This is a genomic window from Mesorhizobium sp. C372A, assembly GCF_030323245.1.
Classification (GTDB): Bacteria; Pseudomonadota; Alphaproteobacteria; order Rhizobiales; family Rhizobiaceae; genus Mesorhizobium.
Map to the genome: position 1 here is coordinate 4,698,399 of NZ_CP100475.1, position 24,730 is coordinate 4,723,128.

Annotated in this window: 26 protein-coding genes; 2 read left to right on the top strand and 24 right to left on the bottom strand. The window is 61.9% G+C overall.

Translation table 11 applies throughout. The features are described 5' to 3' along the window. Nucleotides 1–58: 58 nt before the first annotated feature. The 16 genes from NLY42_RS22570 to NLY42_RS22645 form a co-directional block, all read right to left on the bottom strand. Nucleotides 59–1,786: an ABC transporter substrate-binding protein gene (locus NLY42_RS22570; RefSeq protein WP_023670978.1), complete on the bottom strand. Its 1,728-nt coding sequence runs from the start codon at nucleotides 1,784–1,786 to the stop codon at nucleotides 59–61. A 77-nt stretch (nucleotides 1,787–1,863) separates the two neighbouring features. After that, on the bottom strand, nucleotides 1,864–2,151 hold the full coding sequence (locus NLY42_RS22575) for a DUF2160 domain-containing protein (RefSeq protein WP_023754892.1): 288 nt from the start codon (nucleotides 2,149–2,151) through the stop codon (nucleotides 1,864–1,866). A gap of 67 nt (nucleotides 2,152–2,218) precedes the next feature. Then, nucleotides 2,219–3,133: a carbohydrate ABC transporter permease gene (locus NLY42_RS22580; RefSeq protein WP_023754893.1), complete on the bottom strand. Its 915-nt coding sequence runs from the start codon at nucleotides 3,131–3,133 to the stop codon at nucleotides 2,219–2,221. Between the two features lies 1 nt (nucleotide 3,134). Then, nucleotides 3,135–4,001 (bottom strand): carbohydrate ABC transporter permease, encoded by an 867-nt coding sequence (locus NLY42_RS22585; protein WP_023670975.1) that lies wholly within the window; start codon nucleotides 3,999–4,001, stop codon nucleotides 3,135–3,137. After that, on the bottom strand, nucleotides 4,002–5,093 hold the full coding sequence (locus tag NLY42_RS22590; RefSeq protein ID WP_023730147.1) for an ABC transporter ATP-binding protein: 1,092 nt from the start codon (nucleotides 5,091–5,093) through the stop codon (nucleotides 4,002–4,004). It abuts the gene before it with no gap. 11 nt (nucleotides 5,094–5,104) lie between these two features. Next, on the bottom strand, nucleotides 5,105–6,184 hold the full coding sequence (locus tag NLY42_RS22595; RefSeq protein ID WP_023684650.1) for an ABC transporter ATP-binding protein: 1,080 nt from the start codon (nucleotides 6,182–6,184) through the stop codon (nucleotides 5,105–5,107). Between the two features lie 38 nt (nucleotides 6,185–6,222). Then, complete coding sequence (gene glpD / locus NLY42_RS22600; protein WP_023754894.1) at nucleotides 6,223–7,743, bottom strand: glycerol-3-phosphate dehydrogenase; 1,521 nt, start codon at nucleotides 7,741–7,743, stop codon at nucleotides 6,223–6,225. 117 nt (nucleotides 7,744–7,860) lie between these two features. Continuing rightward, nucleotides 7,861–8,628 carry a DeoR/GlpR family DNA-binding transcription regulator gene (locus NLY42_RS22605; protein ID WP_023742487.1) on the bottom strand — a complete coding sequence of 256 codons (768 nt, stop codon included), beginning with the start codon at nucleotides 8,626–8,628 and terminating at the stop codon, nucleotides 7,861–7,863. Nucleotides 8,629–8,743: 115 nt separating this feature from the next. Then, complete coding sequence (locus NLY42_RS22610; RefSeq protein ID WP_023754895.1) at nucleotides 8,744–9,190, bottom strand: hypothetical protein; 447 nt, start codon at nucleotides 9,188–9,190, stop codon at nucleotides 8,744–8,746. A gap of 14 nt (nucleotides 9,191–9,204) precedes the next feature. Continuing rightward, a complete protein-coding gene (locus NLY42_RS22615; protein ID WP_023754896.1) occupies nucleotides 9,205–10,620 on the bottom strand; it encodes a pyridoxal phosphate-dependent decarboxylase family protein in 1,416 nt (471 codons plus the stop codon). Between the two features lie 89 nt (nucleotides 10,621–10,709). After that, the gene (locus tag NLY42_RS22620) at nucleotides 10,710–11,441 is read right to left on the bottom strand and encodes a proteasome-type protease (RefSeq protein WP_023754897.1); all 732 of its coding nucleotides are present in this window, start codon (nucleotides 11,439–11,441) and stop codon (nucleotides 10,710–10,712) included. Nucleotides 11,442–11,473: 32 nt separating this feature from the next. Further along, complete coding sequence (locus NLY42_RS22625) at nucleotides 11,474–12,268, bottom strand: transglutaminase family protein (protein WP_023670966.1); 795 nt, start codon at nucleotides 12,266–12,268, stop codon at nucleotides 11,474–11,476. An 85-nt stretch (nucleotides 12,269–12,353) separates the two neighbouring features. Then, nucleotides 12,354–13,295 (bottom strand): alpha-E domain-containing protein, encoded by a 942-nt coding sequence (locus NLY42_RS22630; RefSeq protein ID WP_023670965.1) that lies wholly within the window; start codon nucleotides 13,293–13,295, stop codon nucleotides 12,354–12,356. Between the two features lie 131 nt (nucleotides 13,296–13,426). After that, nucleotides 13,427–14,839 carry a circularly permuted type 2 ATP-grasp protein gene (locus NLY42_RS22635; RefSeq protein WP_023670964.1) on the bottom strand — a complete coding sequence of 471 codons (1,413 nt, stop codon included), beginning with the start codon at nucleotides 14,837–14,839 and terminating at the stop codon, nucleotides 13,427–13,429. Between the two features lie 307 nt (nucleotides 14,840–15,146). Next, nucleotides 15,147–15,383, bottom strand: a complete 237-nt coding sequence (locus NLY42_RS22640) for an Lrp/AsnC family transcriptional regulator (protein WP_023670963.1) — start codon at nucleotides 15,381–15,383, stop codon at nucleotides 15,147–15,149. 68 nt (nucleotides 15,384–15,451) lie between these two features. Next, nucleotides 15,452–16,063 carry a DsbA family protein gene (locus NLY42_RS22645; protein ID WP_023693402.1) on the bottom strand — a complete coding sequence of 204 codons (612 nt, stop codon included), beginning with the start codon at nucleotides 16,061–16,063 and terminating at the stop codon, nucleotides 15,452–15,454. A 193-nt stretch (nucleotides 16,064–16,256) separates the two neighbouring features. Between NLY42_RS22645 and NLY42_RS22650 the strand changes: the two genes are divergently transcribed. Then, nucleotides 16,257–16,679 (top strand): DUF4864 domain-containing protein, encoded by a 423-nt coding sequence (locus tag NLY42_RS22650; protein ID WP_023684643.1) that lies wholly within the window; start codon nucleotides 16,257–16,259, stop codon nucleotides 16,677–16,679. Between the two features lie 6 nt (nucleotides 16,680–16,685). Here NLY42_RS22650 and tgt read toward each other — a convergent pair whose 3' ends face one another. The 7 genes from tgt to coaD form a co-directional block, all read right to left on the bottom strand. Next, complete coding sequence (tgt, locus tag NLY42_RS22655) at nucleotides 16,686–17,816, bottom strand: tRNA guanosine(34) transglycosylase Tgt (protein ID WP_023754898.1); 1,131 nt, start codon at nucleotides 17,814–17,816, stop codon at nucleotides 16,686–16,688. Further along, complete coding sequence (locus NLY42_RS22660) at nucleotides 17,809–18,078, bottom strand: hypothetical protein (protein WP_023754899.1); 270 nt, start codon at nucleotides 18,076–18,078, stop codon at nucleotides 17,809–17,811. Before NLY42_RS22660 ends, tgt begins: the two co-directional genes overlap by 8 nt. Continuing rightward, nucleotides 18,068–19,156, bottom strand: a complete 1,089-nt coding sequence (queA, locus tag NLY42_RS22665) for a tRNA preQ1(34) S-adenosylmethionine ribosyltransferase-isomerase QueA (protein ID WP_023754900.1) — start codon at nucleotides 19,154–19,156, stop codon at nucleotides 18,068–18,070. The genes NLY42_RS22660 and queA overlap by 11 nt, the downstream gene beginning before the upstream one ends. Further along, nucleotides 19,156–19,605 (bottom strand): DMT family transporter, encoded by a 450-nt coding sequence (locus tag NLY42_RS22670; RefSeq protein WP_023754901.1) that lies wholly within the window; start codon nucleotides 19,603–19,605, stop codon nucleotides 19,156–19,158. The genes queA and NLY42_RS22670 overlap by 1 nt, the downstream gene beginning before the upstream one ends. Nucleotides 19,606–19,617: 12 nt before the next feature. Next, entirely contained in the window at nucleotides 19,618–20,130 is a 513-nt protein-coding gene (locus NLY42_RS22675) for a peptidylprolyl isomerase (protein WP_023754902.1), read from the bottom strand. 43 nt (nucleotides 20,131–20,173) lie between these two features. Continuing rightward, nucleotides 20,174–20,761, bottom strand: coding sequence for a peptidylprolyl isomerase (locus NLY42_RS22680; RefSeq protein WP_023754903.1), 588 nt, complete (start codon nucleotides 20,759–20,761; stop codon nucleotides 20,174–20,176). Nucleotides 20,762–20,837: 76 nt separating this feature from the next. Further along, nucleotides 20,838–21,338, bottom strand: a complete 501-nt coding sequence (gene coaD / locus NLY42_RS22685) for a pantetheine-phosphate adenylyltransferase (RefSeq protein WP_023670954.1) — start codon at nucleotides 21,336–21,338, stop codon at nucleotides 20,838–20,840. A 194-nt stretch (nucleotides 21,339–21,532) separates the two neighbouring features. Here coaD and NLY42_RS22690 point away from each other — a divergent pair, with 194 nt between their 5' ends. Continuing rightward, nucleotides 21,533–21,679: a hypothetical protein gene (locus NLY42_RS22690; RefSeq protein ID WP_023670953.1), complete on the top strand. Its 147-nt coding sequence runs from the start codon at nucleotides 21,533–21,535 to the stop codon at nucleotides 21,677–21,679. A gap of 55 nt (nucleotides 21,680–21,734) precedes the next feature. On the opposite strand, the gene gyrA is transcribed toward NLY42_RS22690, so the two are convergent. Further along, a complete protein-coding gene (gyrA, locus tag NLY42_RS22695) occupies nucleotides 21,735–24,524 on the bottom strand; it encodes a DNA gyrase subunit A (protein ID WP_286488816.1) in 2,790 nt (929 codons plus the stop codon). Nucleotides 24,525–24,730 lie beyond the last annotated feature (206 nt).

Consider the following 24,730-nt stretch of genomic DNA (forward strand, 5'->3'; position numbering starts at 1 on the left):
GGGGAGACGGCAAGATGCCGCCTCCCCGTTCACTATGATCCTGGCGCGTACGCCAAGATTACTTCTGCCAGCTCTTCACCAGTTCGTCGTAGTTGATGGTGATCGGCTTTTCCTTCTCGTTCTCGATCTTCAGCTGAGGCGCGAGATTGCCGTTCTTGACCGCGTCGGCGTTCCAGTAGGCGAGGTCATGCTCTTCGGCCATCTTCGGGCCGATATCGCCCTGGACGCCCGACTTCTCGATGCGGGTCATGACTTTTTCCTGCTCGGCGCAGAGCGAGTCCATGGCTTCCTGCGCCGTCTTGGCGCCGGACGAGGCATCGCCGATCGCCTGCCACCAGAGCTGTGCCAGCTTCGGATAATCGGGCACGTTGGTGCCGGTCGGCGACCACTGAACGCGGGCCGGCGAGCGGTAGAACTCGATCAGACCACCGAGCTTCGGCGCACGTTCGGTGAAGCTCTTGTCGTGGATCGTGCTTTCGCGGATGAAGGTCAAGCCGACATGGCTCTTCTTCACGTCGACCGTCTTCGAGGTCACGAACTGCGCGTAGAGCCAGGCGGCCTTGGCGCGGTCGGTCGGCGTCGACTTCATCAGCGTCCAGGAACCCACGTCCTGATAGCCGAGCTTCATGCCGTCCTTCCAGTAGACGCCATGCGGCGACGGGGCCATGCGCCACTTCGGCGTTCCGTCGTCGTTCAGCACCGCCTTGGCGCCGGCGTCGACCATCGAAGCGGTGAAGGCGGTGTACCAGAATATCTGCTGCGCGACCGCACCCTGTGCCGGCACCGGGCCGGATTCGGAGAAGGTCATGCCTTGGGCTTCGGCCGGAGCGTAGGCCTTCAGCCAGTCGAGGTATTTCTGGATCGAGTAGACGGCAGCCGGGCCGTTGGTGTCGCCGCCGCGCGCCGTGCAGGAGCCGACCGGCTGTGATTTCTCGTTGACCTTGATGCCCCATTCGTCGACCGGCAGGCCGTTCGGCAGACCCTTGTCGCCGTTGCCGGCCATCGACAGCCAGGCATCAGTGAACCGCCAGCCGAGCGACGGGTCCTTCTTGCCGTAGTCCATGTGGCCATAGACCTTCTTGCCGTCGATCTCGCGGCCGGTGAAGAACTCGGCGATGTCCTCATAGGCCGACCAGTTGACGGGAACGCCGAGGTCGTAGCCGTATTTCGCCTTGAAGTCGGCCTTGTTCTTCTCGTCGTTGAACCAGTCGTAACGGAACCAGTAGAGGTTGGCGAACTGCTGGTCGGGCAGCTGATAGAGCTTCTTGTCCGGCGCGGTGGTGAAGGAGGTGCCGATAAAATCCTTCAGGTCGAGGTTCGGATTGGTAACGTCCTTGCCCTCGCCCGCCATCCAGTCGGTCAGGTTGCGGACCTGCTGGTAGCGCCAGTGGGTGCCGATCAGGTCGGAATCGTTGACCCAGCCGTCATAGAGGTTCTGGCCGGTCTGCATCTGGGTCTGGATCTTCTCGACGACGTCGCCTTCCTGGATGACGTCATGCGTGATCTTGATGCCGGTGATGGCGGTAAAGGCGGGCGCCAGCACCTGCGATTCATACTGGTGGGTGGCGATGGTTTCGGACACGACCTTGATGTCCATGCCGGCGAAAGGCTTCGCGGCATCGATGAACCACTGCATTTCTGCTTCCTGGCCGGCGCGGTCGAGCGTCGACAGCGGGCCGATTTCCTTGTCCAGAAACGCCTTGGCCTCATCCATTCCGGCGTAGGCGTTGCCTACCCCGAGCAACAGGACAAGGGCAGTTGTTGATGTTAAAAATTGCCGTCGCATAGGTTTCCTCCACATTTAGGTTTCAAGTGCGATCTGGAACGGCCGCCGGCACGCGGTCGATCCAACAGTTTCCCCCTCTATACGTAGCGGAACACGCCGACGGCGTAGACCACGGAGAGAGCGAGAGCCCACCACAGGTTGGATCCGACAAGACCCAGCCAAGCGAGATGGATAAAGGCGCTGCCAAGCAGCGACAGAAAAAGACGGTCGCCGCGCGTCGTCTCGAAGCGCAGGATGCCGACGCGCGGATTGCCGCCCGGCGAGGCATATTCCCAAAACGCCATGCCGCACAGCAGCAGGAGAATGGTGCCGAAGAACGCCGCCGTCGGCCACGTCCACGCCATCCAGGTGAGGTCGAGATTCATGGTGACACCCTCCCCAGGGCAAAGCCCTTGGCGGTGGTGGTGAGGATGAACCCGTGCTTTTGTTTCATCACACCCTCCCCAGGGCGAAGCCCTTGGCGATGTAGTTGCGGACAAACCAGATGACGAGCGCGCCGGGGATCAGCGTCAGCACGCCGGCGGCGGCAAGCAGGCCCCAGTCCATGCCGGCGGCCGAGACGGTGCGGGTCATGGTGGCGGCGATGGGCTTGGCATCGGTGGTCGTCAGCGTGCGAGCGATCAAAAGCTCGACCCATGAGAACATGAAGCAGAAGAAGCACGCGACACCGATGCCGCTGGCGATCAGCGGCATGAAAATCCTGACGAAGAAGCGCGGGAAGGAGTAGCCGTCGATATAGGCTGTTTCGTCGATCTCTTTGGGCACGCCCGACATGAAGCCTTCGAGGATCCACACCGCCAGCGGCACGTTGAACAGGCAGTGCGCCAGCGCCACCGCGATGTGGGTGTCGATCAGGCCGAAGGCCGAATAGAGCTGGAAGAACGGCAGCGCGAACACCGCCGGCGGCGCCATGCGGTTGGTCAGCAGCCAAAAGAACAGATGCTTGTCGCCGAGGAAGCGGTAGCGCGAAAAGGCGTAGGCCGCCGGCAGCGCCGCAGCCACGGAAATCACCATGTTCATGACAACATAGGTGATCGAGTTGATGTAGCCCGAATACCAGGACGCATCGGTGAAGATAGTGACGTAGTTGGCGATCGTAGGCTGATGCGGATAGAGCGTTAGCGAGGAGACGATCTCGGCATTGGTCTTGAAGCTCATGTTGATGAGCCAGTAGATCGGCAGCAGAAGCACGATGATGTAGATCGTCGGCACGATCCACCACCAGCGCGATTCCTCGCCGCGCTTGCGCATCAGCCGGGCGACCTGATCCTGCGAAAGCGTGCTCGCCAATTTTCCCGAAGCTGTGGTTTCGCTCACTCTGTCGGCTCTTTCGTTGGCGCCGGCCATCTCAGCGCTCCGCGTCGTAGTTGGTCATCACGGTGTAGAACACCCATGACAACAACAGGATGATCAGGAAGTAGACCAGCGACATGGCGGCCGCCGGACCGAGGTCGAACTGGCCGAGCGCGGTCTTGACGAGGTCGATCGACAGGAAGGTCGTCGAGTTGCCGGGGCCGCCGCCGGTGACGACGAAGGGCTCGGTGTAGATCATGAAGCTATCCATGAAGCGCAACAGCACGGCGATCAAAAGCACACGCTGCATTTTCGGCAGCTGGATGTAGCGGAACACCGCCCAGCGCGAGGCGCCGTCGATCTTAGCCGCCTGGTAGAAGGCATCCGGGATCGAAACCAGGCCGGCATAGCAGAGCAGCACGACAAGGCTGGTCCAGTGCCAGACGTCCATGATGATGATGGTGACCCAGGCGTCGAACGGATCCTGCACGTAATTGTAGTCGATGCCGAGCGCGTTGACGTAGTAGCCGAGCAGGCCGATGTCGTTGCGGCCGAAGACCTGCCAGATGGTGCCGACGACGTTCCACGGAATGAGCAGCGGCAACGACATAAGCACCAGGCAGACCGGCACGCCCCAGCCCTTCTTCGGCATGTTGAGCGCGATGAATATGCCGAGCGGCACTTCGATGGCCAGAATGATGAAGGAGAAGATCAGGTTGCGCACCATCGCTTCCCAGAAGCGGCTGGACGACAGCAGTTCCTCGAACCACTGGGTGCCTGCCCAGAAGAAGACGTTGTTGCCGAAGGTGTCCTGCACCGAATAGTTGACGACCGTCATCAGCGGAATGACGGCCGAGAACGCCACCAGCACCAGCACCGGCAGCACCAGGAACCAGGCCTTGTTGTTCCAGGTCTTTTCCATCTATGCCCCCATCTCGACACGCCCCATCTCAACCAGCCAGGAATCGGCATAGATGTTGATGCCGGCCGGATCGAAGCGAACCTTTGGGTCGGCCGGCACGCTCTCGTCCTCGCCGATGACGGCAGCGATCTCGCGGCCTTCGAGGCTGGCGCGCACCACCTTGTGGCGGCCGAGATCCTCGACCTTGCTGATTTTAACCGCCATGCCGTCACGGCCGAGCCTGACATATTCGGGGCGGATGCCGAGTTCGATGGCGCCGGAGCTCCCAGCGGCGGTCTTTGGCGCGCCGGGCAGCTCGATGCGCTGGCTGCCAATGGTCGCGGTCTTGCCGTCGATCGCCACCGGCATGACGTTCATGCCGGGCGAGCCGATGAAGTAACCGACGAATGTGTGGCGCGGGCGCTCGAACAATTCAGCCGGCGTGCCGATCTGGACGATGCCGCCATCATACATGACGACGACCTGGTCGGCGAAAGTCAGCGCCTCGGTCTGGTCATGGGTCACATAGACCATCGTGTAGCCGAAGCGGCGGTGCAGTTGCTTCAATTGCGAGCGCAGCACCCACTTCATGTGCGGATCGATAACCGTCAGCGGTTCGTCGAACAGGATGGCATTGACATCCGAGCGCACCAGGCCGCGGCCGAGCGAGATCTTCTGCTTCTGGTCGGCGGTCAGGCCCCTCGCCTTCTTCTTCGCCCACGACGCCAGGTCGATCATCTCCAGCGTCTCGCGCACCTTACGGTCGACATCGGCCTCCGGCACGCCGCGATTGCGCAGCGGGAAGGCAAGATTGTCGTAAACGGTCATGGTGTCGTAGATGACCGGGAACTGGAACACCTGCGCGATGTTGCGCTCCTGCGTCGACAGATTGGTGACGTCCTTGCCGTTGAACAGCAACTCACCGTGCGAGGGGTGCAGAAGTCCCGAAATGATGTTGAGCAGCGTGGTCTTGCCGCAACCCGAAGGCCCCAGCAGCGCGTAGGCGCCGCCATCCTCGAATGTGTGGTGCACTTCCCTCAGCGCAAAATCGGCATCCTTCTGCGGGTTGGGCAGGTAGGAGTGCCTGACATGGTTGACGTCGATGCGCGCCATCTCTTCCCTCCTCAGGCCGCAAGCTTCGGCGCGGCGACGGCGCTGCCGTTGCTGTCGAAGACCATGATGTGGCGCGGATCGATAAACACCTCGATCTCGGCGTCCGGCTCGAAATCGCGGATGCCGTGGGTCAGCATGACCCAACGCGCATCGGCAAAATCGAGGTGGATGAAGCTTTCCGAGCCGGTGATCTCGGTGATCGTCACCTTGGCGCGCACCGGCACCGCGGCAGCGTTGGGCCGCTCGAGCGACAGATGATGCGGCTGAAAGCCGATCGTGTAATTGGCGTCGGCAATGCCGGCGAGTTCGGCCGGCACCGGCAGCTTGACGCCGCCCTCGAGCAGGAAATCCGGGCCCTTCTTGGCCAGCACGATGGTGTTGAGCGGCGGATCGGCAAAGGTTTTCGCCGTCACCAGGTCGATCGGCTTGCGGAAGACGTCGATGGTCGGCCCGAATTGGGTGATCCGCCCCTCGGACAGCGTCGCCGTATTGCCGCCGAGCAGCAAGGCTTCATGCGGCTCGGTCGTGGCGTAGACGAAAATAGTGCCGGCGGCGGCAAATATCTTGGGCAGTTCGGCGCGCAGCTCCTCGCGCAATTTGTAGTCGAGATTGGCGAGCGGCTCGTCGAGCAGCACCAGGCTGGCATTCTTGACGATGGCGCGAGCCAGCGCCGTACGCTGCTGCTGGCCGCCGGACAGGCTGAGCGGCGTGCGGTCGAGATAGGGTGTGAGCTTCAAAAGCCCTGCCGCGTTGCGGACTTCCTTGTCGATCTTGGCCTGGTCGGTGCCGGCGACGCGCAATGGCGAGGCGATGTTCTCGTAGACGGTCATCGCGGGGTAGTTGATGAACTGCTGATAGACCATGGCGATCTTGCGCTGCTGCACCGGCATGCCGGTGACATTCTGGCCGTCGAACCAGACTGAACCGGTGGTCGGCACGTCGAGTCCGGCCATCAGCCGCATCAGGCTGGTCTTGCCCGACAGTGTCGGCCCGAGCAAAACGTTGAGCGAGCCGTGCTGAAGCGTCAGCGACACGTCGCGGATATGCTCCACCGCGCCGACCATCTTCGTCACGTTTCTCAGTTCCAGCATGATGCCTCCTCCCAGGCTTTGTGCATCAATCGCCTTCCCTATTCCGCTGCCGCGACATGGCGCCGGCTGATGCCGCGCATGAATTCGTCAAGCGCCGAGGCCTGTTCGCGGCTGAGATGCAGACCGCGCTTGGTGCGACGCCACAATACATCTTCGGCGGTCAGCGCCCATTCGTTTTCGCTGAGGTAGCGTACCTCGGCCTCATAGAGATCGGCGCCGAAATTGCGGCCGAGATCGGCGTTCGACTTGGCGAGGCCGAGCAGCACTTGCGCGCGCGTGCCGTAAAGCCGGGTCAACCGACGCGCCAGGCGCTGGTCGATGAAAGGAAAGGCGCTCTTCAGCTTCGCCACCTGGACGTCGAAACCGGTGGCCGGGAAATCGCCGCCCGGCAAGGGCGCGTTCGCCGTCCACGGCTTGCCGCGCTTGCCGAGAAAACCTTCGACCTTTTCCAGCATCGATTCCGACAACCGGCGGTAGGTGGTGATCTTGCCGCCGAAAGCGTTGACGATCGGCGCCTTGCCCCCGCCGCCGTCGGCTTTCAGCACATAGTCGCGGGTCGCTTCCTGCGCCTTCGAAGCGCCGTCGTCGTAGAGCGGGCGCACGGCCGAATAGGTCCAGACGATGTCGGGGCGCGTCACGGCTTCAGCAAAATATTCGCTCGCCGCCGCGCAGAGATAGTCTATCTCGGTGTCGCTGATCTTCACGTCATGCGGATCGCCGGGATAGTCGCGATCGGTGGTGCCGATCAGCGTAAATTCTTCCTCGTAAGGGATGGCGAAGATGATGCGCCCGTCCTTGTTCTGGAAGAAATAGGCGCGCGGATCATCGAACTTCTTTTTGATGACGATATGACTGCCCTGCACCAGGCGCACATTGTGCACGTCGTTCTGGTCCACGGTGGTCGACAGGACGTGGTCGACCCATGGACCGGCGGCATTGACCAGCAGCCGGGCCTTGACCTCCTCGGCCTCTCCCGTCTGCACGTCTTCCACGCGGATCGCCCACAGATCGCCTTCGCGCCGCGCCCCGACGACTTTCGTGCGGGTGCGGATGGTGGCGCCGCGGTCGGCGGCGTCACGCGCATTCAACACCACCAACCGGGCATCGTTGACCCAGCCGTCCGAGTACTCGAAGGCCTTGTGAAACAGCGGCTTCAGCGGCTTGCCAGCTGGATCCTTGGACATGTCCAGTGTCCGGGTCGCCGGCAGCAATTTGCGGCCACCAATATGATCGTAGAGGAACAGGCCGAGCCGGATCAGCCAGGCCGGGCGCAGGCCCTTGGCATAGGGCAGCACGAAGCGCATCGGCCAGATGATGTGCGGCGCGTTCTTCCACAGAACCTCGCGCTCCATCAGCGCCTCGCGCACCAGCCGGAACTCGTAGAATTCGAGGTAGCGAAGACCGCCGTGGATCAGCTTGGTCGAGCCGGAGGAGGTTCCGCTGGCAAGATCGTTCATCTCGGCGAGAAATACCGAAAAGCCCCGCCCAACGGCGTCGCGGGCGATGCCGCAGCCATTGATGCCGCCACCGATGACGAAGATGTCACGGACTGCGTCCACAAAGCCCTCCCGCGATTTCGCATTGCAGCATTTTTAGGTTTTTACGAAACCGTAGCGGGATTATTTCGAAATAAGAACGAATGTCAAACGAAATATCACGGGGCTGTGATAGCGCCGCTATCCGAGCGACGTTTCAATCAATTGCACCTCGGCCTCTTCGCAGATCCGGCGCACCGACGGGATGTCGCAACGGTCGGTGATGAAGGTGTTTACCTGCGAGAGATGGCCGATGCGAACCGGCGCGGTGCGTTCGAACTTGGTCTGGTCGGACACCAGGATGACATGCCTGGCATTGGCGATGATGGCTTGCGCCACTTTCACTTCGCGAAAGTCGAAATCGAGCAACGCGCCGTCATGGTCGATGGCCGAGGCGCCGATCACCGCATAGTCGACCTTGAACTGCCTGATGAAATCGACCGCGGCCTCGCCGACAACGCCGCCGTCGGAGCCACGCACGACGCCGCCGGCGATTACCACCTCGATCGAAGGATAGATGCGCATCCTGTTGGCAACATTGATATTATTGGTGATGACCATCAGCCCGGTATGGTCGAGCAGCGCCTTGCTGACCGACTCGGTCGTGGTGCCGATATTGATGAACAGGGAGGCGTTGTCGGGTATCAGCCTGGCCGCCGCGCGGCCGATGGCCTCCTTCTCGTCGGCGGCAATCTTGCGGCGCGCCTCATACTCCATGTTCTCGATGCCGGACGGGAACAGGGCCCCGCCATGGATGCGCGTCAGCAGCCGCTGATCGCAGAGATCGTTGAGGTCCTTGCGGATGGTCTGTGGCGTCACGTTGAAATGCGTGGCGAGGTCATCGACCAGCACACGGCCATGGTCCTTCGCCATCTGGATGATTTCGGCATGGCGCGGCGACAAATACACTGAGAACCTCCCGTTTTCGTTTTTCTTGTTTGTAGCTGAAAACGAAAGCAATGAAAAGGGAGACGCCGGCTAATGAAATATCGATGATTGCAAAGGCGAACCGGGCAGATACGGCTCAGACCCGCTCCGCCACCTTGCGGGTGACAGCCGCGACTTTACCTGGCGAGCGGATCATCAGGAAATTGCCGGACCAGTATCCCGGGATTCGCCAAGTGCCTTTGATCTCGGTTGCATCACCGTTGATGATGCCGCTGTAGTGAATCGGGTGCGCCTTCAATTGGGCCTTGTCGTATGTCTTGGTAAAGGAGACGGCGTTGCCCTCTCGCTGCCCCTGCAGGCTTGCGTATCTTGCCGTGCTGGTCGCCGCCGGTTCGTGGGTCATCCCCGTCAAGCTGGTTGCCGTCTCGATCAGCGTTGCAACGAAGGAAACCGGCGGCAGTTCGCGCGGATAGAAATAGCGCCCGCTCCAGACGCCCGTCAGATTCTGGCTAACCCCTTCAGCCCTTCCGGCCATATGCTTGCTCGCAAGTCCTTGCTGGCTTGCCCCGGCGGCGGCAACCACCCGGGCAATCCCTGTCAGTCCTTCGGGGATCTTGCACACTCGCAGATGACAGTGAAGGCGGTATCGACATCGGCCGCGGTTGTCTCGAACTGGCCTGCCTGGAAGCGGATGGCGACCCGCCCATCGACACGCGTCTGCGTCAGGTAGATACGGCCGTCATTGTTGATGGCGTCGACCAGACGCAGATTGTGCTCGTCGCAGTCAGCGCCGGATGCGGCGCGATGCCGGAACGAGAACAGCGACAGCATCGGCTGGCTGGCGAGCTCGAAATCCTCCTCCTCGGCCAGGCGCGCTGCTATGCCTTCGCTCCAGGCGACGTGATTGCGGATCATGGTGCGCAGCGCCTCGAGGCCATGGGCGCGCAGCAGGAACCACAGCTTCAGCGCCCGGAAGCGACGGCCGAGAGGCACCGACCATTCGGAGTAGTTGATGATGCCGTCATGGCCGCGAGTTTTCAGATAGTCCGGCTTGATCGCCAGCGTGCGCACGAGATCCTCCGGCTGACGGACGAACTGGATCGAGCAGTCGAATTGCGCGCCCAGCCATTTGTGCGGGTTGAAGACGATCGAGTCCGCGCCCTCGACACCGGTCCAGAAATGCCGGTATTCCGGACAGATCATCGCCGATCCGGCCCAGGCGGCGTCGATATGCAGATAGAGCCCCTGGCGTTTGGCCACCGCGGCCACTTCAGCGATGTCGTCGGTGCCGCCGGTGCTGGTGCCGCCGACGCACGCGATGACGCCGGCCGGCAATAGGCCGGCCGCGCGGTCGGCAACAATCGCCGCTTCCAAAGCCGCGGTATCCATGGCGCGGTAGGTGCCGGCGACGGGAATGCGGACGACGTTTTCCTCGCCAATGCCGGCGACCCAGATGGCGCGGTCGATCGAGGTGTGCACCTGGTCGGAGGAATAGACGCGCAGCCTGCCCTGCCCGGAAAGACCCTTCTTGTTGCCCTGCCAGTCGAGCGTGCGCTCGCGCATGGTCAACACGGCGGCCAGCGTCGCCGATGATGCGGAGTCCTGGATCACGCCGGAAAAGCCTTCGGGCAGGCCGAGCGCCTGGCGCATCCAGTCGACGATGCGCGTCTCAAGCTCTGTCGCCGCCGGCGAAGTCTGCCACAGCATGCACTGCGCGGCCATCGCAGAGACCAGATATTCGGCCACCACCGAGACGGGTGCTGCATTGGCCGGGAAATAAGCAAAGAAACGCGGATGCTGCCAATGCGTCATGCCGGGCACGATCTTGGCTTCGAAATCGGCGAAGATCGTCTCCATCGATTCCGCGGCCTCCGGCGGAGAAGCTTCGATGCTCCTGAAGATCTCGCCCGGCGCTATGGCAGGTCGCACGGGCCGATCGCGAAGGCCGGCGCGGTAATCAGCGCCCCAGTCGGCGGCGCGCCTCGACCAGTCGCGGAATTGCTCGTTGTCCATGGATCCTCCCGACGCGCCGATCAGCCAGCCGCTTGAATTTTGATTAACATGTTAAATAGAGACAGGCAACCGCGACGAAGGTTCCCGCGCTACCCCGGAAAATCCGGCAGGCTGGCAAAGGCCGTCTTCAACGCGTTCGACCAGCCTTCGGAAATAGCACGATAATATCGATCGTCCTGGCCGATGCGCTTTTTCAAACCCACCATGAACGTGTCCTCCTCCAGGAACAGAAGGTCGAGAGGCAGGCCGACGGACAGGTTCGATTTCAGCGTCGAATCGAACGATACCAGCAAGAGCTTGACCGTTTCAGCCAGGCTCATCGTCCTTTCATAGGCACGGATGATGATCGGCTTGCCGTATTTGGTCTCGCCGATCTGGAAGAACGGCGTGTCGTCGGTCGATTCGATGAAATTGCCCTCGGGATAGATCATGAACAGCCGTGGCGGGCTGCCCTTGATCTGGCCGCCGAGGATGAAGGAGGCGTTGAAATAGGAATCCGCCTTTTCGCCGGCAGGCGACGAGCTGGCGATGACTTCCTTGACGGTGTCGCCGACCAGCCGCACCGTCTGGTACATGGATGGGGTTTCGAGCAGCGTCGCGTGGCGCTCGGCCACCGCCTTGGTGCGCTCGTCGAGCAGGCTGACCACGGCCTGCGTCGTGGCCAGATTGCCGGCCGACATCAGCACGATGACGCGCTCGCCTGGCTCTTCCCAGACATGCATCTTCTTGAAAGTGGAGATCGAATCCATCCCGGCATTGGTGCGCGTGTCCGACATGAACACGAGCCCACGATCGATCTTGAGGCCGACGCAATAAGTCATGGAATCTCTTCAGGCAGCAATCTTGCCGGAGACTACTGCTCTACCGTGACGGTGACTGCAAGCTGTTCCTCCGCCTGTCCCAGTCGAATTCCCGATACCGGCGAGGCGTCGCGATAATCACGGCCGGTGGCTACCCTGACATAGCGTTCATCGGGGGAAATGCCGTTTGCGGCGTCGAAGGCGACCCAGCCGAGACCCTGAACATGGGCTTCGGCCCAGGCATGGCTCGCCGCCTGCTCGATGGCCGCATCCATCATCAGATAGCCACTGACATAGCGAGCCGGAAAACCCATGACGCGGGCTGCGGTGACAAAGATGTGGCTGTGATCCTGGCAAACGCCGGTCTTCAGCGCCAATGCCTCTTCCGCCGGGGTCGTCACGCTGGTGGTGCCCGGCGTGTAAGCGACGCGCTCGACGATCAGCGCCATCAGCCGATGCAGCCTTTCGATGTCGGTACCTTTGCCGACCGCCGCGGCAAGCTCGCTTATGCCCTCACCCGGGATGGTCAAAGCTGTCTCCTGGCTGAACAGCCACAGCGGCGCAAAGCCGTGATGCGGACCCGAGACGCCCGCTGTGTCGCGCGTGACAACCTCGCCGGAGGCCTCGACGGTGATGAAGTCGCGCTCGCCCTCGACGCTCAACAGCCTGTTATCGTTGCCGAAATGGTCGTTAAAGCGGACTTCCTCGCGCGCGCCCTCGATCTTCAGCGCCCAGGACAGCACGGTCTGCGTCGGGCCACTGACCGGTAACAGGCGTAGCCGCTGCAACAGATAGTGCACCGGCGCGTCGTAGCGGTATTCGGTACGGTGGGTGATCTTGAGCCGCATGCCTATTTTCCGTTTGCAAGCATGATCTTATCCGAAAACCGGGTCTCACTTGTCGCTAGCGCGGTCCTCCGGTTCGCGATCATGCTCAATTGAACCGGTAATCTTGTGCGATCTCTTCGCCAAGCTTGGTGTTGTCTTGAATGAACCTGGCCAGGAATTCGTGCAGGCCGGTGTCGAATATGTCCTTGATCGACCCTGCCTGCAGCATCGCCTGTGTCCTGTCGACGGTGGCGTGGCAGGCATGGCGGTCGCCATAGTCGTCGCCGAGGAACTTCAGATGCTCGGCAAGAAAACGATAACAGAAGGTCAGCGAACGCGGCATGCGCACATTGAGGATCAGATAGTCGGCAATGTTGGTGGGTTTGTAGTCGGCCTCATAGACCCAGCGATAGGAACGGTGCGCCGACACCGAGCGCAGGATCGATTCCCATTGGTAGTTGTCGAGGCTCGAGCCGACCCAGGAGATCGACGGCAGCAGCACGTAGTATTTCACGTCGAGGATGCGTGCCGTGTTGTCGGCCCGCTCGACATAGGTGCCGAGCTGCGAGAAGTCGAAGATTTCGTTGCGCAGCATGGTGCCATAGAACGAGCCCCGGATCAGCGCCGTCTCGCGCTTGATGGCGTCGAGCACACTCGGCAGGTCGCGCTCGTCGATCGGCTTTGCCAGCATGCGCTTCAGCGCCATCCAGGCTTCGTTGATGCTCTCCCAGGTCTCGCGCGTCAGCGCGGTGCGCACCATGCGGGCATTGTTGCGAGCGGTCTCGATCGCCGACATCGTGCTCGACGGGTTCGAGGTGTCGCGCAGCAGGAAGTCGGCGACGTTGGCGGCGGTATAGTCCTTGTATTTCTGCGTGAAGGTGACGTCGGAGCCGGCGCTGAGCAGCACCGAATTCCACTCTTCCGACGCGCTCTGGGTGCGGGTCAGCGCCATGCGAAGGCCGGCATCGACCAGACGCGCCATGTTTTCCGCCCGCTCGATATAGCGGTTCATCCAGTAGAGCCCGTTGGCGGTGCGGCCGAGAAGCATGTGAAGTGGCCTTCGGGCTAGTGAGTAGGGAATAGTGAGTAGGGATTAGTAAGCATTTGAATCTCTGTGGAATATGGCATTTCTTGTCCCTCTACTGCCTACTGCCTACTGCCTACTGCCCTATTCCCTACCTAATCGTCCAACACCCACGTATCCTTCGTGCCGCCGCCTTGCGACGAATTCACGACCAACGACCCCTCCTTCAGCGCCACCCGCGTCAAGCCGCCGGGAACGATCTGGATTCGGTCGGAGACCAGAACATAGGGCCTGAGATCGACATGGCGCGGCGACAGGCCTTTTTCTGTCAGGATCGGGCAAGTCGACAGCGCCAGCGTCGGCTGGGCGATGTAGTTGGAGGGCTTCGCCTGCAGCTTCTTGGCGAAATCCTGGCATTCCTTCTTGGTCGCAGCCGGGCCGACCAGCATGCCGTAGCCGCCGGAGCCGTGCACTTCCTTGATGACCAGCTCATGGATGTGTTCGAGCACGTATTTCAGGCTGTCGGGCTCCGAGCAGCGCCAGGTCGGGATGTTGCCGAGGATGGCTTTGCGGCCGGTGTAGAACTCGACGATGTCGGGCATGTAGGAATAAATCGCCTTGTCGTCGGCGATGCCGGTTCCCGGCGCGTTGGCGATGGTGATGTTGCCGGCGCGGTAGACGTCCATGATGCCGGGCACGCCAAGGGCCGAGTCCGGCCGGAAGGTCAGCGGATCGAGGAAGGAATCGTCGACGCGCCGGTAAAGCACGTCGATCTGCTTGTAGCCTTCGGTCGTGCGCATGGCGACGTGGCCGTCTACAACGCGCAGATCCTGGCCTTCGACCAGTTGCACGCCCATCTGGTCGGCGAGGAAGGCATGTTCGAAATAGGCGGAGTTGAAGCTGCCCGGCGTCAGCACGGCAATGGTCGGTGCGCCCTTGGTGCTTTGCGGCCGCACTGCCGCCAGCGACTGGCGCAGCAATTGCGGATAATTCTCCACCGGCCGCACCTTGATCTGCTGGAACAGCTCGGGAAAGAGCTGCATCATCGTCTCGCGGTTCTCCAGCATGTAGGAGACCCCCGACGGCGTGCGCGCATTGTCCTCCAGCACGTAGAACTCGTTCTCCGAGATCCGGACGATATCGACGCCGATAATGTGGGTGTAGACGCCGGCCGGTGGCCGCACTCCGATCATTTCCGGCAGGAACGCCTCGTTCCTGGCGATCAGCTCCCTCGGCACGCGGCCGGCGCGCAGGATTTCCTGGCGGTGGTAAATGTCGTCGAGGAAAGCGTTCAGCGCCTGCACGCGCTGCTCGATGCCTTGCGTCAGCCTTCGCCATTCATTGCCGGAGATGATGCGCGGCACGATGTCGAAGGGGATCAGCCGCTCGGAGGCTTCCTGCTCGCCATAGACGGCGAAGGTAATGCCGGTCTTGCGGAAGACGCGCTCGGCGTCCTGCATCTTTTCGGTAAGCCTGGCCGGGTCCTGCTCCTTCAGCCAGCGGTCGTAAGCCGTATACGGTTGTCTAAGCCCGGAAACTTCCGGAAGCATTTCATCGAACGCTGCCAATCGCATGCTCCCCTGTGACGCCATTTCACTGGCGTCGCGGGAGAAAATCAAGCGCAATCGGTGATTTGGAGGATATCGGCGATCAGTATGTTCCGACTGCCCAAAATTCGGGCAGTCGGAACAGGACCTTAATCAGGCTCTGCCTTGTCGCCGGGCAAGTGCCTGATGCGGCTCTAGCAGTTCACCGGGCAAGTGCCTGATGCGGCCATAGCAGTTCACCGTTTCATGGAAACGGCGACCTGCCATGGCTTTTTGCTTTGCCGCAATTCCGGACGGAAAACCGCTTCACACTTTTCCTGGAATTGCTTTAGAATGCGCGGAAAGTGACGACCGTGAAGGTGTCCTTGATTCCGGGAATAATCTGCACTTTCTCGTTGACGAAGTGGCCGACATCTTCCTCGTCGTCGACGTAGAATTTGGCAAGCAAGTCGTAATTGCCGGCGGTCGAGTAGATCTCCGAGGCGATTTCGGCATCGGCGAGCGCGCTGGCGACCTCATAGGACTTGCCCAGATCGCACTTTATCTGCATGAAAAACGTCTTCATTGCCGGTCCCGATCAAGCTTCAGCACTCAAGCGGCCCTTGTGGCAGACTGCCGCCCGGCTTTCAAGCATCAGGCGGAGCGGGCCTTGGCGACGGCTTGTCTCAGTTCGGACACGGGCATGCCGCGCCGGTACAGGTTGCCGCCGATGACCAGGGCTGGCGTGCCGCGCAGCTTGAAAGCCGTCGCCTGGGCTTCGGTGCGGACAAGGGCAGCGTCGATGTCGGGTTCACGGATGGCGAGGTCGGCACGCACCATCGCCACATCGACACCGACGGAAGAAAGGATGTCGTTGGTGCGGCGTTCCGAAAGGCCGCGCTGGTTGGTCATCAGCGCATCGACCGCCGCGCCATAGTGTTCGCCGCTCAGCAGCGTCACCCGCGCCGCGTCGCGCGACACGTCGCCGAAGATCGGCCAGTCCTTCATCACAAGCCGGACGCCGTTGTCCTCTTCCATCAACTTCTTCAGTTCGACGAAGACGAGCTTGCAGATCGGGCATTGATAGTCGACGAATTCGGCGATGGTGACGTCGCCATCGGGGTTGCCGAGCGCTGGAATGGCGGGATCGAAGGCGACTTCCGTGACAGTCGGCCCGGTGCTTGCCCAGGCGGGCAAGGGAGCCAAAACTGCGAGGCTTGCCGCGCCCTTCAGCAAAAGGCGCCGGTCGATCGGCTGCTTGAACATGGTCGTCCCCTGGTTGCGCGAACGGGTCCCCACCCGTCCCTACGATGCGCGCCCCGCGTTAAAGGAGGCTTAAGCATGATCATGTGGCACTTGCGTGGCGAATATTGCGGTTGCTGAAACCGTGAGGCTCCGCAAACCGTATGGTATGATGCGTCCCGGGACAGGTTTTGTTGGGGGACAATGGAGACAGGCCATGCGCCGCACCGCATTCGCAGTTGTTTCATTGCTGTTCGCGTTGTTCGTGTCGGCAGCCCTTGCCGGCGACGCCGAAGTCAAGGCCGGCCAGGCCGTCATCGATGGTCAGTTGAAGGCGCTCATCGCCAATGATGGCGCCAAGGCGTACAGTTTCGCCGCTCCAAATGTGAAGCGCATCTTTCCGACCGTCGACACCTTCATGAACATGGTGACCAACGGCTATCCGCCGGTGCGCCAGCCGCAGAGCTATTCCTTCGGCAAGGTCGAGCAGATGGGGCCAACTTCGCTAATCCAGCAAGTGCTGATCGTTGGGCCCGACGGCAAGGACTATGAGGCGGTCTACACGCTGGAACAGCAGCCCGACGGCAGCTTTCAAATCACCGGCTGCAGCTTGCGCGCAGCGAATTCGCTCAGCACCTAGATGTGCTTATAGCACCGGAATATCGCCCCTCGCCCATCCCTCTGAAATGTCTGATGTGTGCGCCTCGAAGGCCTTTGCCTCGATCGCGGCGCGAATGTCCTGCATCAGCTTCTGATAGTAAGACAGGTTGTTCCAGGTCAGAAGCATCGCGCCCAGCGCCTCCTGCGAGCGCACGAGATGATGCAGATAGGCGCGTGAATAGTCGCGTGCCGCCGGGCAGTCACTCTCCTCGTCCAGCGGCCGCGGATCGTCCGCATGGCGGGCATTCCTGAGATTGACCTTGCCGCGCCTGGTATAGGCCAGGCCATGGCGGCCGGCGCGGGTCGGCATCACGCAGTCGAACATGTCGATGCCGCGCGCCACCGATTTCACGATGTCGTCCGGCGTGCCGACGCCCATGAGATATCGAGGCTTGTTGTCAGGCAATTCCGGACAGGTGATCTCCAGCATATCCAGCATCACCGCTTGCGGCTCGCCGACGGCCAGGCCGCCGACGGCATAGCCCTTCAGCTCCATCGCGCTCAGCGCCTGCGCCGAGCGCACCCTGAGTGCTGCGTTGTCGCCACCCTGGACGATGCCGAACATGGCCTTGCCGGGCTGGTCGCCGAACGCTGTCTTGCAGCGCTCGGCCCAGCGCAGCGACAGCTCCATCGCGCGCTCGATCTGCTTGAGGTCGGCCGGCAGCGCTGTGCATTCGTCGAGCTGCATCTGGATGTCGGAATCGAGCAGGCCCTGGATCTCGATCGAGCGCTCCGGCGACATCTCGTAGGCAGCGCCGTCAATGTGCGAGCGAAAGGTGACGCCCTTCTCGGTCAATTTTCTGAGCTTCGACAGCGACATGACCTGAAAACCCCCACTGTCGGTCAGGATCGGCTGTGGCCAGCGGGCGAACTCATGCAGGCCGCCAAGCCGCGCCACGCGCTCGGCGCCTGGCCGCAGCATAAGATGATAGGTATTGCCCAGAATGACGTCGGCGCCGACGCCGCGCACCTGGTCCATATACATGGCCTTGACCGTGCCGCCGGTGCCGACCGGCATGAAGGCCGGCGTGCGGATTTCGCCGCGCGGCATCTCGATGACACCGCGCCGCGCCTTGCCGTCGGTGGCGAGAATCTTGAAGGTGAATGTCTCAGCCATTGAATTCCTTGTCATGGACAGGCGCGCCTGGCGCCTGCCTGTCGAGCGACTGCCGGTATTGGATGCAGCCGCGCATGAATTTCGGCCATGGCGGCACAGCAATCGATGGATCGGTCTCTTCCGGCAGCAGGTCCCACAGGTTGGGATGATGCCAGCATAAATCATGGCCGGTAGAATCTCGGTGCTGGCGAATGCCGGCACGCAATTTCTTCACTTCGGCGATCAGGCTTTCGCGATCAAAGGCCTGCAGGTCATCGTCCATCGCTCATCTCCGCTCGATAAAGCAGGCTTGCATCTCCGTAGGAATAGAACCTGTAATCGTTCCCGATGGCATGAGCATAGGCCGCACGCATCGTATCTAGGCCGCTGAAGGCCGAAACCAGCATGAACAGCGTCGAACGCGGCAGATGGAAATTGGTCATCAGCAGGTCGGCGGTCTTGAACCGATAGCCCGGCGTGATGAAGATGTCGGTCGGGCCGGACCAGGCGGTCAGCGAGCCATCAGGCCGTGCCGCGCTCTCCAGCAGGCGCAGCGAGGTCGTGCCGACAGCGATGATGCGCCCGCCCCGCGCCTTGGCGCCATTCAGAGCGTCGGCTGTTGCTTCGCTGACCGAGCCGGTCTCGGCATGCATCTTGTGGTCAGCGGTGTCGTCCGCCTTGACCGGCAGGAAGGTGCCGGCGCCGACATGCAAGGTGACGAAGCGGCGTTCGATGCCTTTAGCGTCGAGTGCTGCAAACAGTTCCGGCGTGAAATGCAGGCCGGCGGTGGGCGCTGCCACAGCACCTTCCTCTTTGGCATAGATGGTCTGGTAGTCGGTCAGGTCGCGCGCGTCGTCGTCGCGCTTCGACGCGATATAGGGCGGCAGCGGGATGTGGCCGACGGCATGCAGCGCCTCGTCGAGAAACGGCCCCGACAGGTCGAAACCGAGCAGCACCTCGCCGGCCTCGCCCTTCTCGATCACCGTGGCGTCGAGTTGCCCGAGAAAACAGGAATTGCCGTCATGGCCGAAATGGATGCGGTCGCCGGCGGCGATGCGCTTGCCCGGCCGCATGAAGGCCAGCCAGCGGTCCGGCGCCATGCGCATATGCAGCGTGGCGTCGACCTGCGCCTGCGCTTCGCCGCGCCGCCTGATGCCTCTCAACTGGGCAGGAATGACCTTGGTGTCGTTGAAGACCAGCACGTCGCCCGTTCTGAGCAAGGACGGAAGGTCGCGCACCGCGCGGTCCGCAAAGTCTTCGCCTGGCCTGACCACCAGCATTCTGGCGCTGTCGCGCGGCTCGGCCGGGCGCAGCGCGATGCGCTCCTCCGGCAGGTCGAAGTCGAAGAGGTCGACGCGCATCAGTAGAGCCGGACGAGCAGCGCTCCGGCCAACAGCAGCACCGCGCCGGCGATGCGGCCGACCGAAATCTCGCGCACCGCCACGCCGAGAAAGCCGACGCGATCGATCAGCATGCCGGCGAAGAGCTGGCCGGCAACCAGGAACGCCATCAACGCGGCTGCACCGATGCGCGGCGTAAGAATGGTCGACAGGGTGACATAGAAACCGCCGAGCATGCCGCCGGCGATGAACAGCCAAGGTGCCGGCGCCTTCCAGTCGAGCGAGATGTCCTGCAGCCGCACAACGGCAATGGAGATGATACCAAGCACGATCGCGCCCGACAGGAACGAGAAGGCAGCAGCCGCGACCGGGAGCCCCAGGCCGCGCGCCAGCTGCGAGTTGATCGGCGCCTGGACGGCGATGAAGGCGCCTGACAGGATGCCGAGCAGCGACCAGACCACGCCCATCATCGTCGTTTGTCCTTACTTGACGTCGGCCGCGACCTTCAGCGACACGATCCTGTCGGGATCGACCACCGGCTCGCCGCGCTTGATCTTATCGACATTGTCCATGCCTTCGATGACCTGGCCCCAGACCGTGTACTGGCGGTTGAGGAAGGCGGCATCGTCGAAGCAGATGAAGAACTGCGAATTGGCCGAGTTCGGGTTCTGCGAACGGGCCATCGAGCAGGTGCCGCGGCCATGGTTGGCGTTGGAGAACTCAGCCTTCAGGTCCGGCTTTTCCGAGCCGCCCATGCCCGCACGCGAAGGCGCGAAGGTCGGCTTCGACGAATTGCCGAACTTCACGTCGCCGGTCTGCGCCATGAAGCCTTCGATGACGCGGTGGAAGACCACGCCGTCATAGGCGCCTTCGCGGGCCAGTTCCTTGATGCGGGCGACGTGGCCGGGAGCCAAATCGGGGAACAGTTCGATGACGACCTTGCCCTTGGTCGTTTCCAGGATGAGCGCGTTCTCGCGGTCCTTGATCTCAGCCATGTCGTATATCCTTTATCTCAGAAAACAGATTGATTTGATTGGTTTACTTGTCGGCGGCGATGCGTACCTTGATCATGCGGTCGGGCTCGCTGACCGTGCCGTTGTCGGCCTCGTCGCCCTTCTTGATCTTGTCCACCAGCTCCATGCCGCTGACGACACTGCCAACGATGGTGTACTGGCCATCGAGGTTCGGCGCCGGCGCGAACATGATGAAGAACTGCGAATTGGCGGAGTTCGGGTCCTGCGAGCGGGCCATGCCGAGCGTGCCGCGCTTGAAATGTTCGCTCTGCGAGAATTCGGCCGGCAGGTCGGGCAGGTCTGAACCGCCAGTGCCGACGGCCTCGGGGCTGAACCCCTTCTTCATGTTGCCGAACTTGACGTCGCCGGTCTGCGCCATAAAGCCGTTGATGACCCGGTGGAATGCGACATCGTTATAAGCGCCTTCACGCACCAGCTTCTTGATCTGCGCGACATGCTTGGGTGCCAGGTCGGGGCGTAGCGCGATGGTGACGTCGCCGTTCTTCAAGGTGATGACAATGGTGTTTTCCGGTTCGGCGGCGAAGGCCGAAACGGATGCGGTCACGAGACCGGCAAGCACGACGAGGAACGAGGCGAGCTTTTTCAGCTGCATAAGGGATCTCCGAAGGTCTTTGTTAGGGTGCATGTCGTTGCCCCAAAAACCGGCATCCACTTTGGGGCGACATGCACTATTTCGCGAATTTGGCGGTGAGCGCACCGGCAACGGCGGCCGGTACGAAGGGACGGATGTCTCCGCCCATCGAGGCTATCTGGCGCACAAGTGTGGCAGTAATGGTGCGTACCGATGGGCTGGCGGGCAGAAAAACCGTCTGCAGTTCCGGCGCCATGGTCTCGTTCATGCCGGCCATCTGCATCTCGTAATCGAGATCGGTGCCGTCGCGCAGGCCGCGGATCATGATCGAGGCGCCATGCTTGCGGGCCGCGTCGATGACCAGCCCGTCAAAGGCGACGACCTTGATCCGGTCGCCGTCGCGGCCAAATTCGGCCTTGGTCGCGGCCTCGATCAGCTTCACCCGTTCGTCGAAGGAAAACAGCGGCGTCTTGCCGGGGTGGGTGCCGATCGCCGCATAAACCGTGTCGGCGACAGCCAGCGATGCCTTCAGGACATCGAGATGGCCGTTGGTCAGCGGGTCGAAGGAGCCGGCATAAAGGGCGATGCGATCGGTCATGGGAGGTGCTTCTAGCGGGGCATTGGGCGGAAGGCAAATGCGATTGGGAACATCTGCGTGAACCTTTTCGCAGACATGAACGACAGATGAATGCCTTGATCACGAAGACTTCACGCCGCGTTCGCTAGTTTGCACTTCGGAAAATGAAACCAAAACCCGATCTAACCGTTGGATAGGCGCAGGAGAACACGCACATGCTGATCTACATGCTCGCCACCGCAATGACCGTCGCCATGCTGATCGCCACCGCATTCGGATTGCATAGCGAGGCAGAGCGCGTCCGTGTCCGCACAAAGCGGTTCGAAGGTTTCGGCGCTCGCTGGCCCCACCGTCGCCCCTGATTTATTGCTAGTTCTTGTTTGCGCCGGCCCATCGGGCCGGCGTTGTTGCTCAAACCTATTCGGTGCTGTCCGGTACGGCATCTCCGGCGCCGGCCTCAATGACACCCTCTTCGACATCCTCGTCGGCCTGCGGCTCCGAAATCCGTTCGACCGAAACCACCTTCTCGCCTTCGGCGGTGTTGAAGATGGTCACGCCCTTGGTGGCGCGGCTGGCGAAACGGATACCGTTGACCGGCACCCGGATGACCGTGCCGCCATCCGAAACCAGCATGATCTGGTCGTCATTGCCGACCGGGAAAGTCGCCACCAGCTGGCCGATCTCGGCCACCTTCGACACGTCGGTGGCGCGGATGCCTTTGCCGCCGCGTCCGGTCAGGCGGAAATCGTAGGATGACGAGCGCTTGCCGTAGCCATATTCGGTCACCGTCAGCACATACTGCTCATGCGCCTTGAGCTCTTCGTAACGGCTGTCGGAAAGCTCGGTCTCCTCGCCAATCTCCTCATTGGTGAGTGCAATCTCTTCTTCCTCGCCGGTCACCTCGGCGGCAAGCCGCCGCTCCAGTGCTGCCCGCTTGAGGTAGGCGGAGCGTTCCGCCGGCGAAGCATCGACATGCTCGATCACCGACATGGAGATGATGCGGTCGGTCTCGGCCATGCTTATGCCGCGCACGCCGACCGAATTGCGGCTCTGGAAGACGCGCACATCGCCAACGCGGAAGCGGATGCACTGGCCGGAACTGGCGGTCAAAAGCACATCGTCATTGTCTGTGCAGGTCTCGACGCCGAGAATCTCGTCGCACTCCTCCTCCAGCTTCATGGCGATCTTGCCATTGCGGTTGACCTGGACGAATTCGGACAGCTTGTTACGGCGCACGGTGCCGCGCGTGGTGGCGAACATGACGTCGAGTTCGCCCCAGCTGGTCTCGTCCTCGGGCAGCGGCATGATGGTGGTGATGCGCTCGCCCTGCTCCAGCGGCAGCATGTTGATCAGCGCCTTGCCGCGCGACTGCGGATTGCCGATTGGCAGCCGCCAGACCTTTTCCTTGTAGACGATGCCGCGCGAGGAGAAGAACAGCACCGGCGTATGCGTGTTGGCGACGAACAGCCGGGTGACGAAATCCTCTTCCTTGGTCGACATACCGGAGCGGCCCTTGCCGCCGCGGCGTTGCGCCCGGTAGAGCGACAGCGGCACGCGCTTGATGTAGCCGGAATGGCTGACGGTGACGACCATGTCCTCGCGCTGGATCAGGTCCTCGTCTTCCATGTCGGCGCCGCCGTCGGTGAGCTCGGTGCGGCGCGGCGTGCCGAACTCGTCGCGCACGGCGGCAAGCTCGTCCTTGACGATCTGTTGGATGCGGGCGCGGGACGACAGAATGTCGAGGTAATCCTTGATCTCGTCGCCGATGGTGTTCAGCTCGTCGGCGATTTCGTCACGGCCGAGCGCGGTCAGGCGCTGCAGGCGCAGTTCGAGGATTGCGCGCGCCTGTTCCTCGGAGAGGTTGTAGGTGCCATCCTCATTGATGCGATGGCGCGGATCGTCGATAAGCAGAATCAATGACTCCACGTCCCCGGAGGGCCAGCGTCGCTCCATCAACTGCTCGCGCGCCGTCTGCGGATCGGGCGCGGTGCGGATCAGCTTGATCACTTCGTCGATGTTGGCGACGGCGATGGCGAGGCCGACCAGCACGTGGGCGCGGTCGCGCGCCTTGCGCAGCAGGAATTTCGTGCGCCGGCTAATCACCTCTTCGCGGAAGCTGACAAACGCCTTCAGCATGTCGGTCAGGTTCATCACTTCCGGCTTGCCGCCGTTCAGCGCCACCATATTGGCGCCGAAGGAGGTCTGCAGCGGCGTGAAGCGGTAAAGCTGGTTGAGAATGACGTCGGCGACAGCGTCGCGCTTCAGCTCGATGACGACGCGGTAGCCCTGGCGGTCGCTTTCGTCGCGAATGTCGGAAATGCCTTCGATGCGCTTGTCGCGCACCAGCTCGGCCATTTTCTCGATCATCGAGGCCTTGTTCACCTGGTACGGGACTTCCGTGATGATGATCGATTCACGGTCGTTTCCGCGCTGTTCGACATTGACCTTGCCGCGCATGACGATGGAGCCACGGCCAGTCGCATAGGCGCTGTAGATGCCGGAACGGCCGAGCACGATGCCGCCGGTCGGGAAATCGGGACCCGGAATGATCTCCATCAGCGCCGGCAAATCGATCGCCGGATTGTCGATGATGGCGATGGCGCCGTTGCAGATCTCGGCCAGATTGTGCGGCGGGATGTTGGTGGCCATGCCGACGGCGATGCCGCCGGAACCGTTGACCAGAAGATTGGGGAAGCGGGCCGGCAGCACCTTCGGTTCGGTGTCGGATGCGTCATAAGTCTCCTGGAAATCGACGGTTTCCTTGTCGATGTCCTCCAAGAGTTCATGCGCGACCTTGGTCAGCCGCGATTCGGTGTAGCGCATCGCCGCCGGCGGATCGCCGTCGATGGAGCCGAAATTACCCTGCCCGTCGATCAGCGGAACGCGCAGCGACCAGTCCTGCGCCATGCGCACCAAGGCGTCGTAGATCGAGGCGTCGCCATGCGGATGGTATTTACCCATCACGTCGGCGACCGGGCGGGCCGACTTCACATATTTGCGGTTCCAGTGGTAACCGCTCTCATGCGCCGCATAGAGAATGCGGCGGTGAACCGGCTTCAGGCCGTCGCGTACATCGGGCAGCGCACGGCTGACGATGACGCTCATGGCATAAGAGAGGTAGGAGCTCTGCATCTCCTCGATGATGGAGATGGGCTCGATGCCGGTAGGGCCGCCGTCGGCGCCGCGCGGGGGTTTTTGGTCGGTCAAATCGGATCACAATCTAATCAGGAATCACTGACCGCTTATATAGGAAGCACGGCCGAAACTCCAATATTCGTGGTGCTTTTCCAATGAGGATTTCAGTGGTAAATTCAAATGGATACCTCTGATTGCGACGATTTGGCCATAACGCATTCGCCGCCGCCAGGGGCAAAAGCCTGCGAAGGACAGTTTTCCAAGCCAAGAGCTTATCT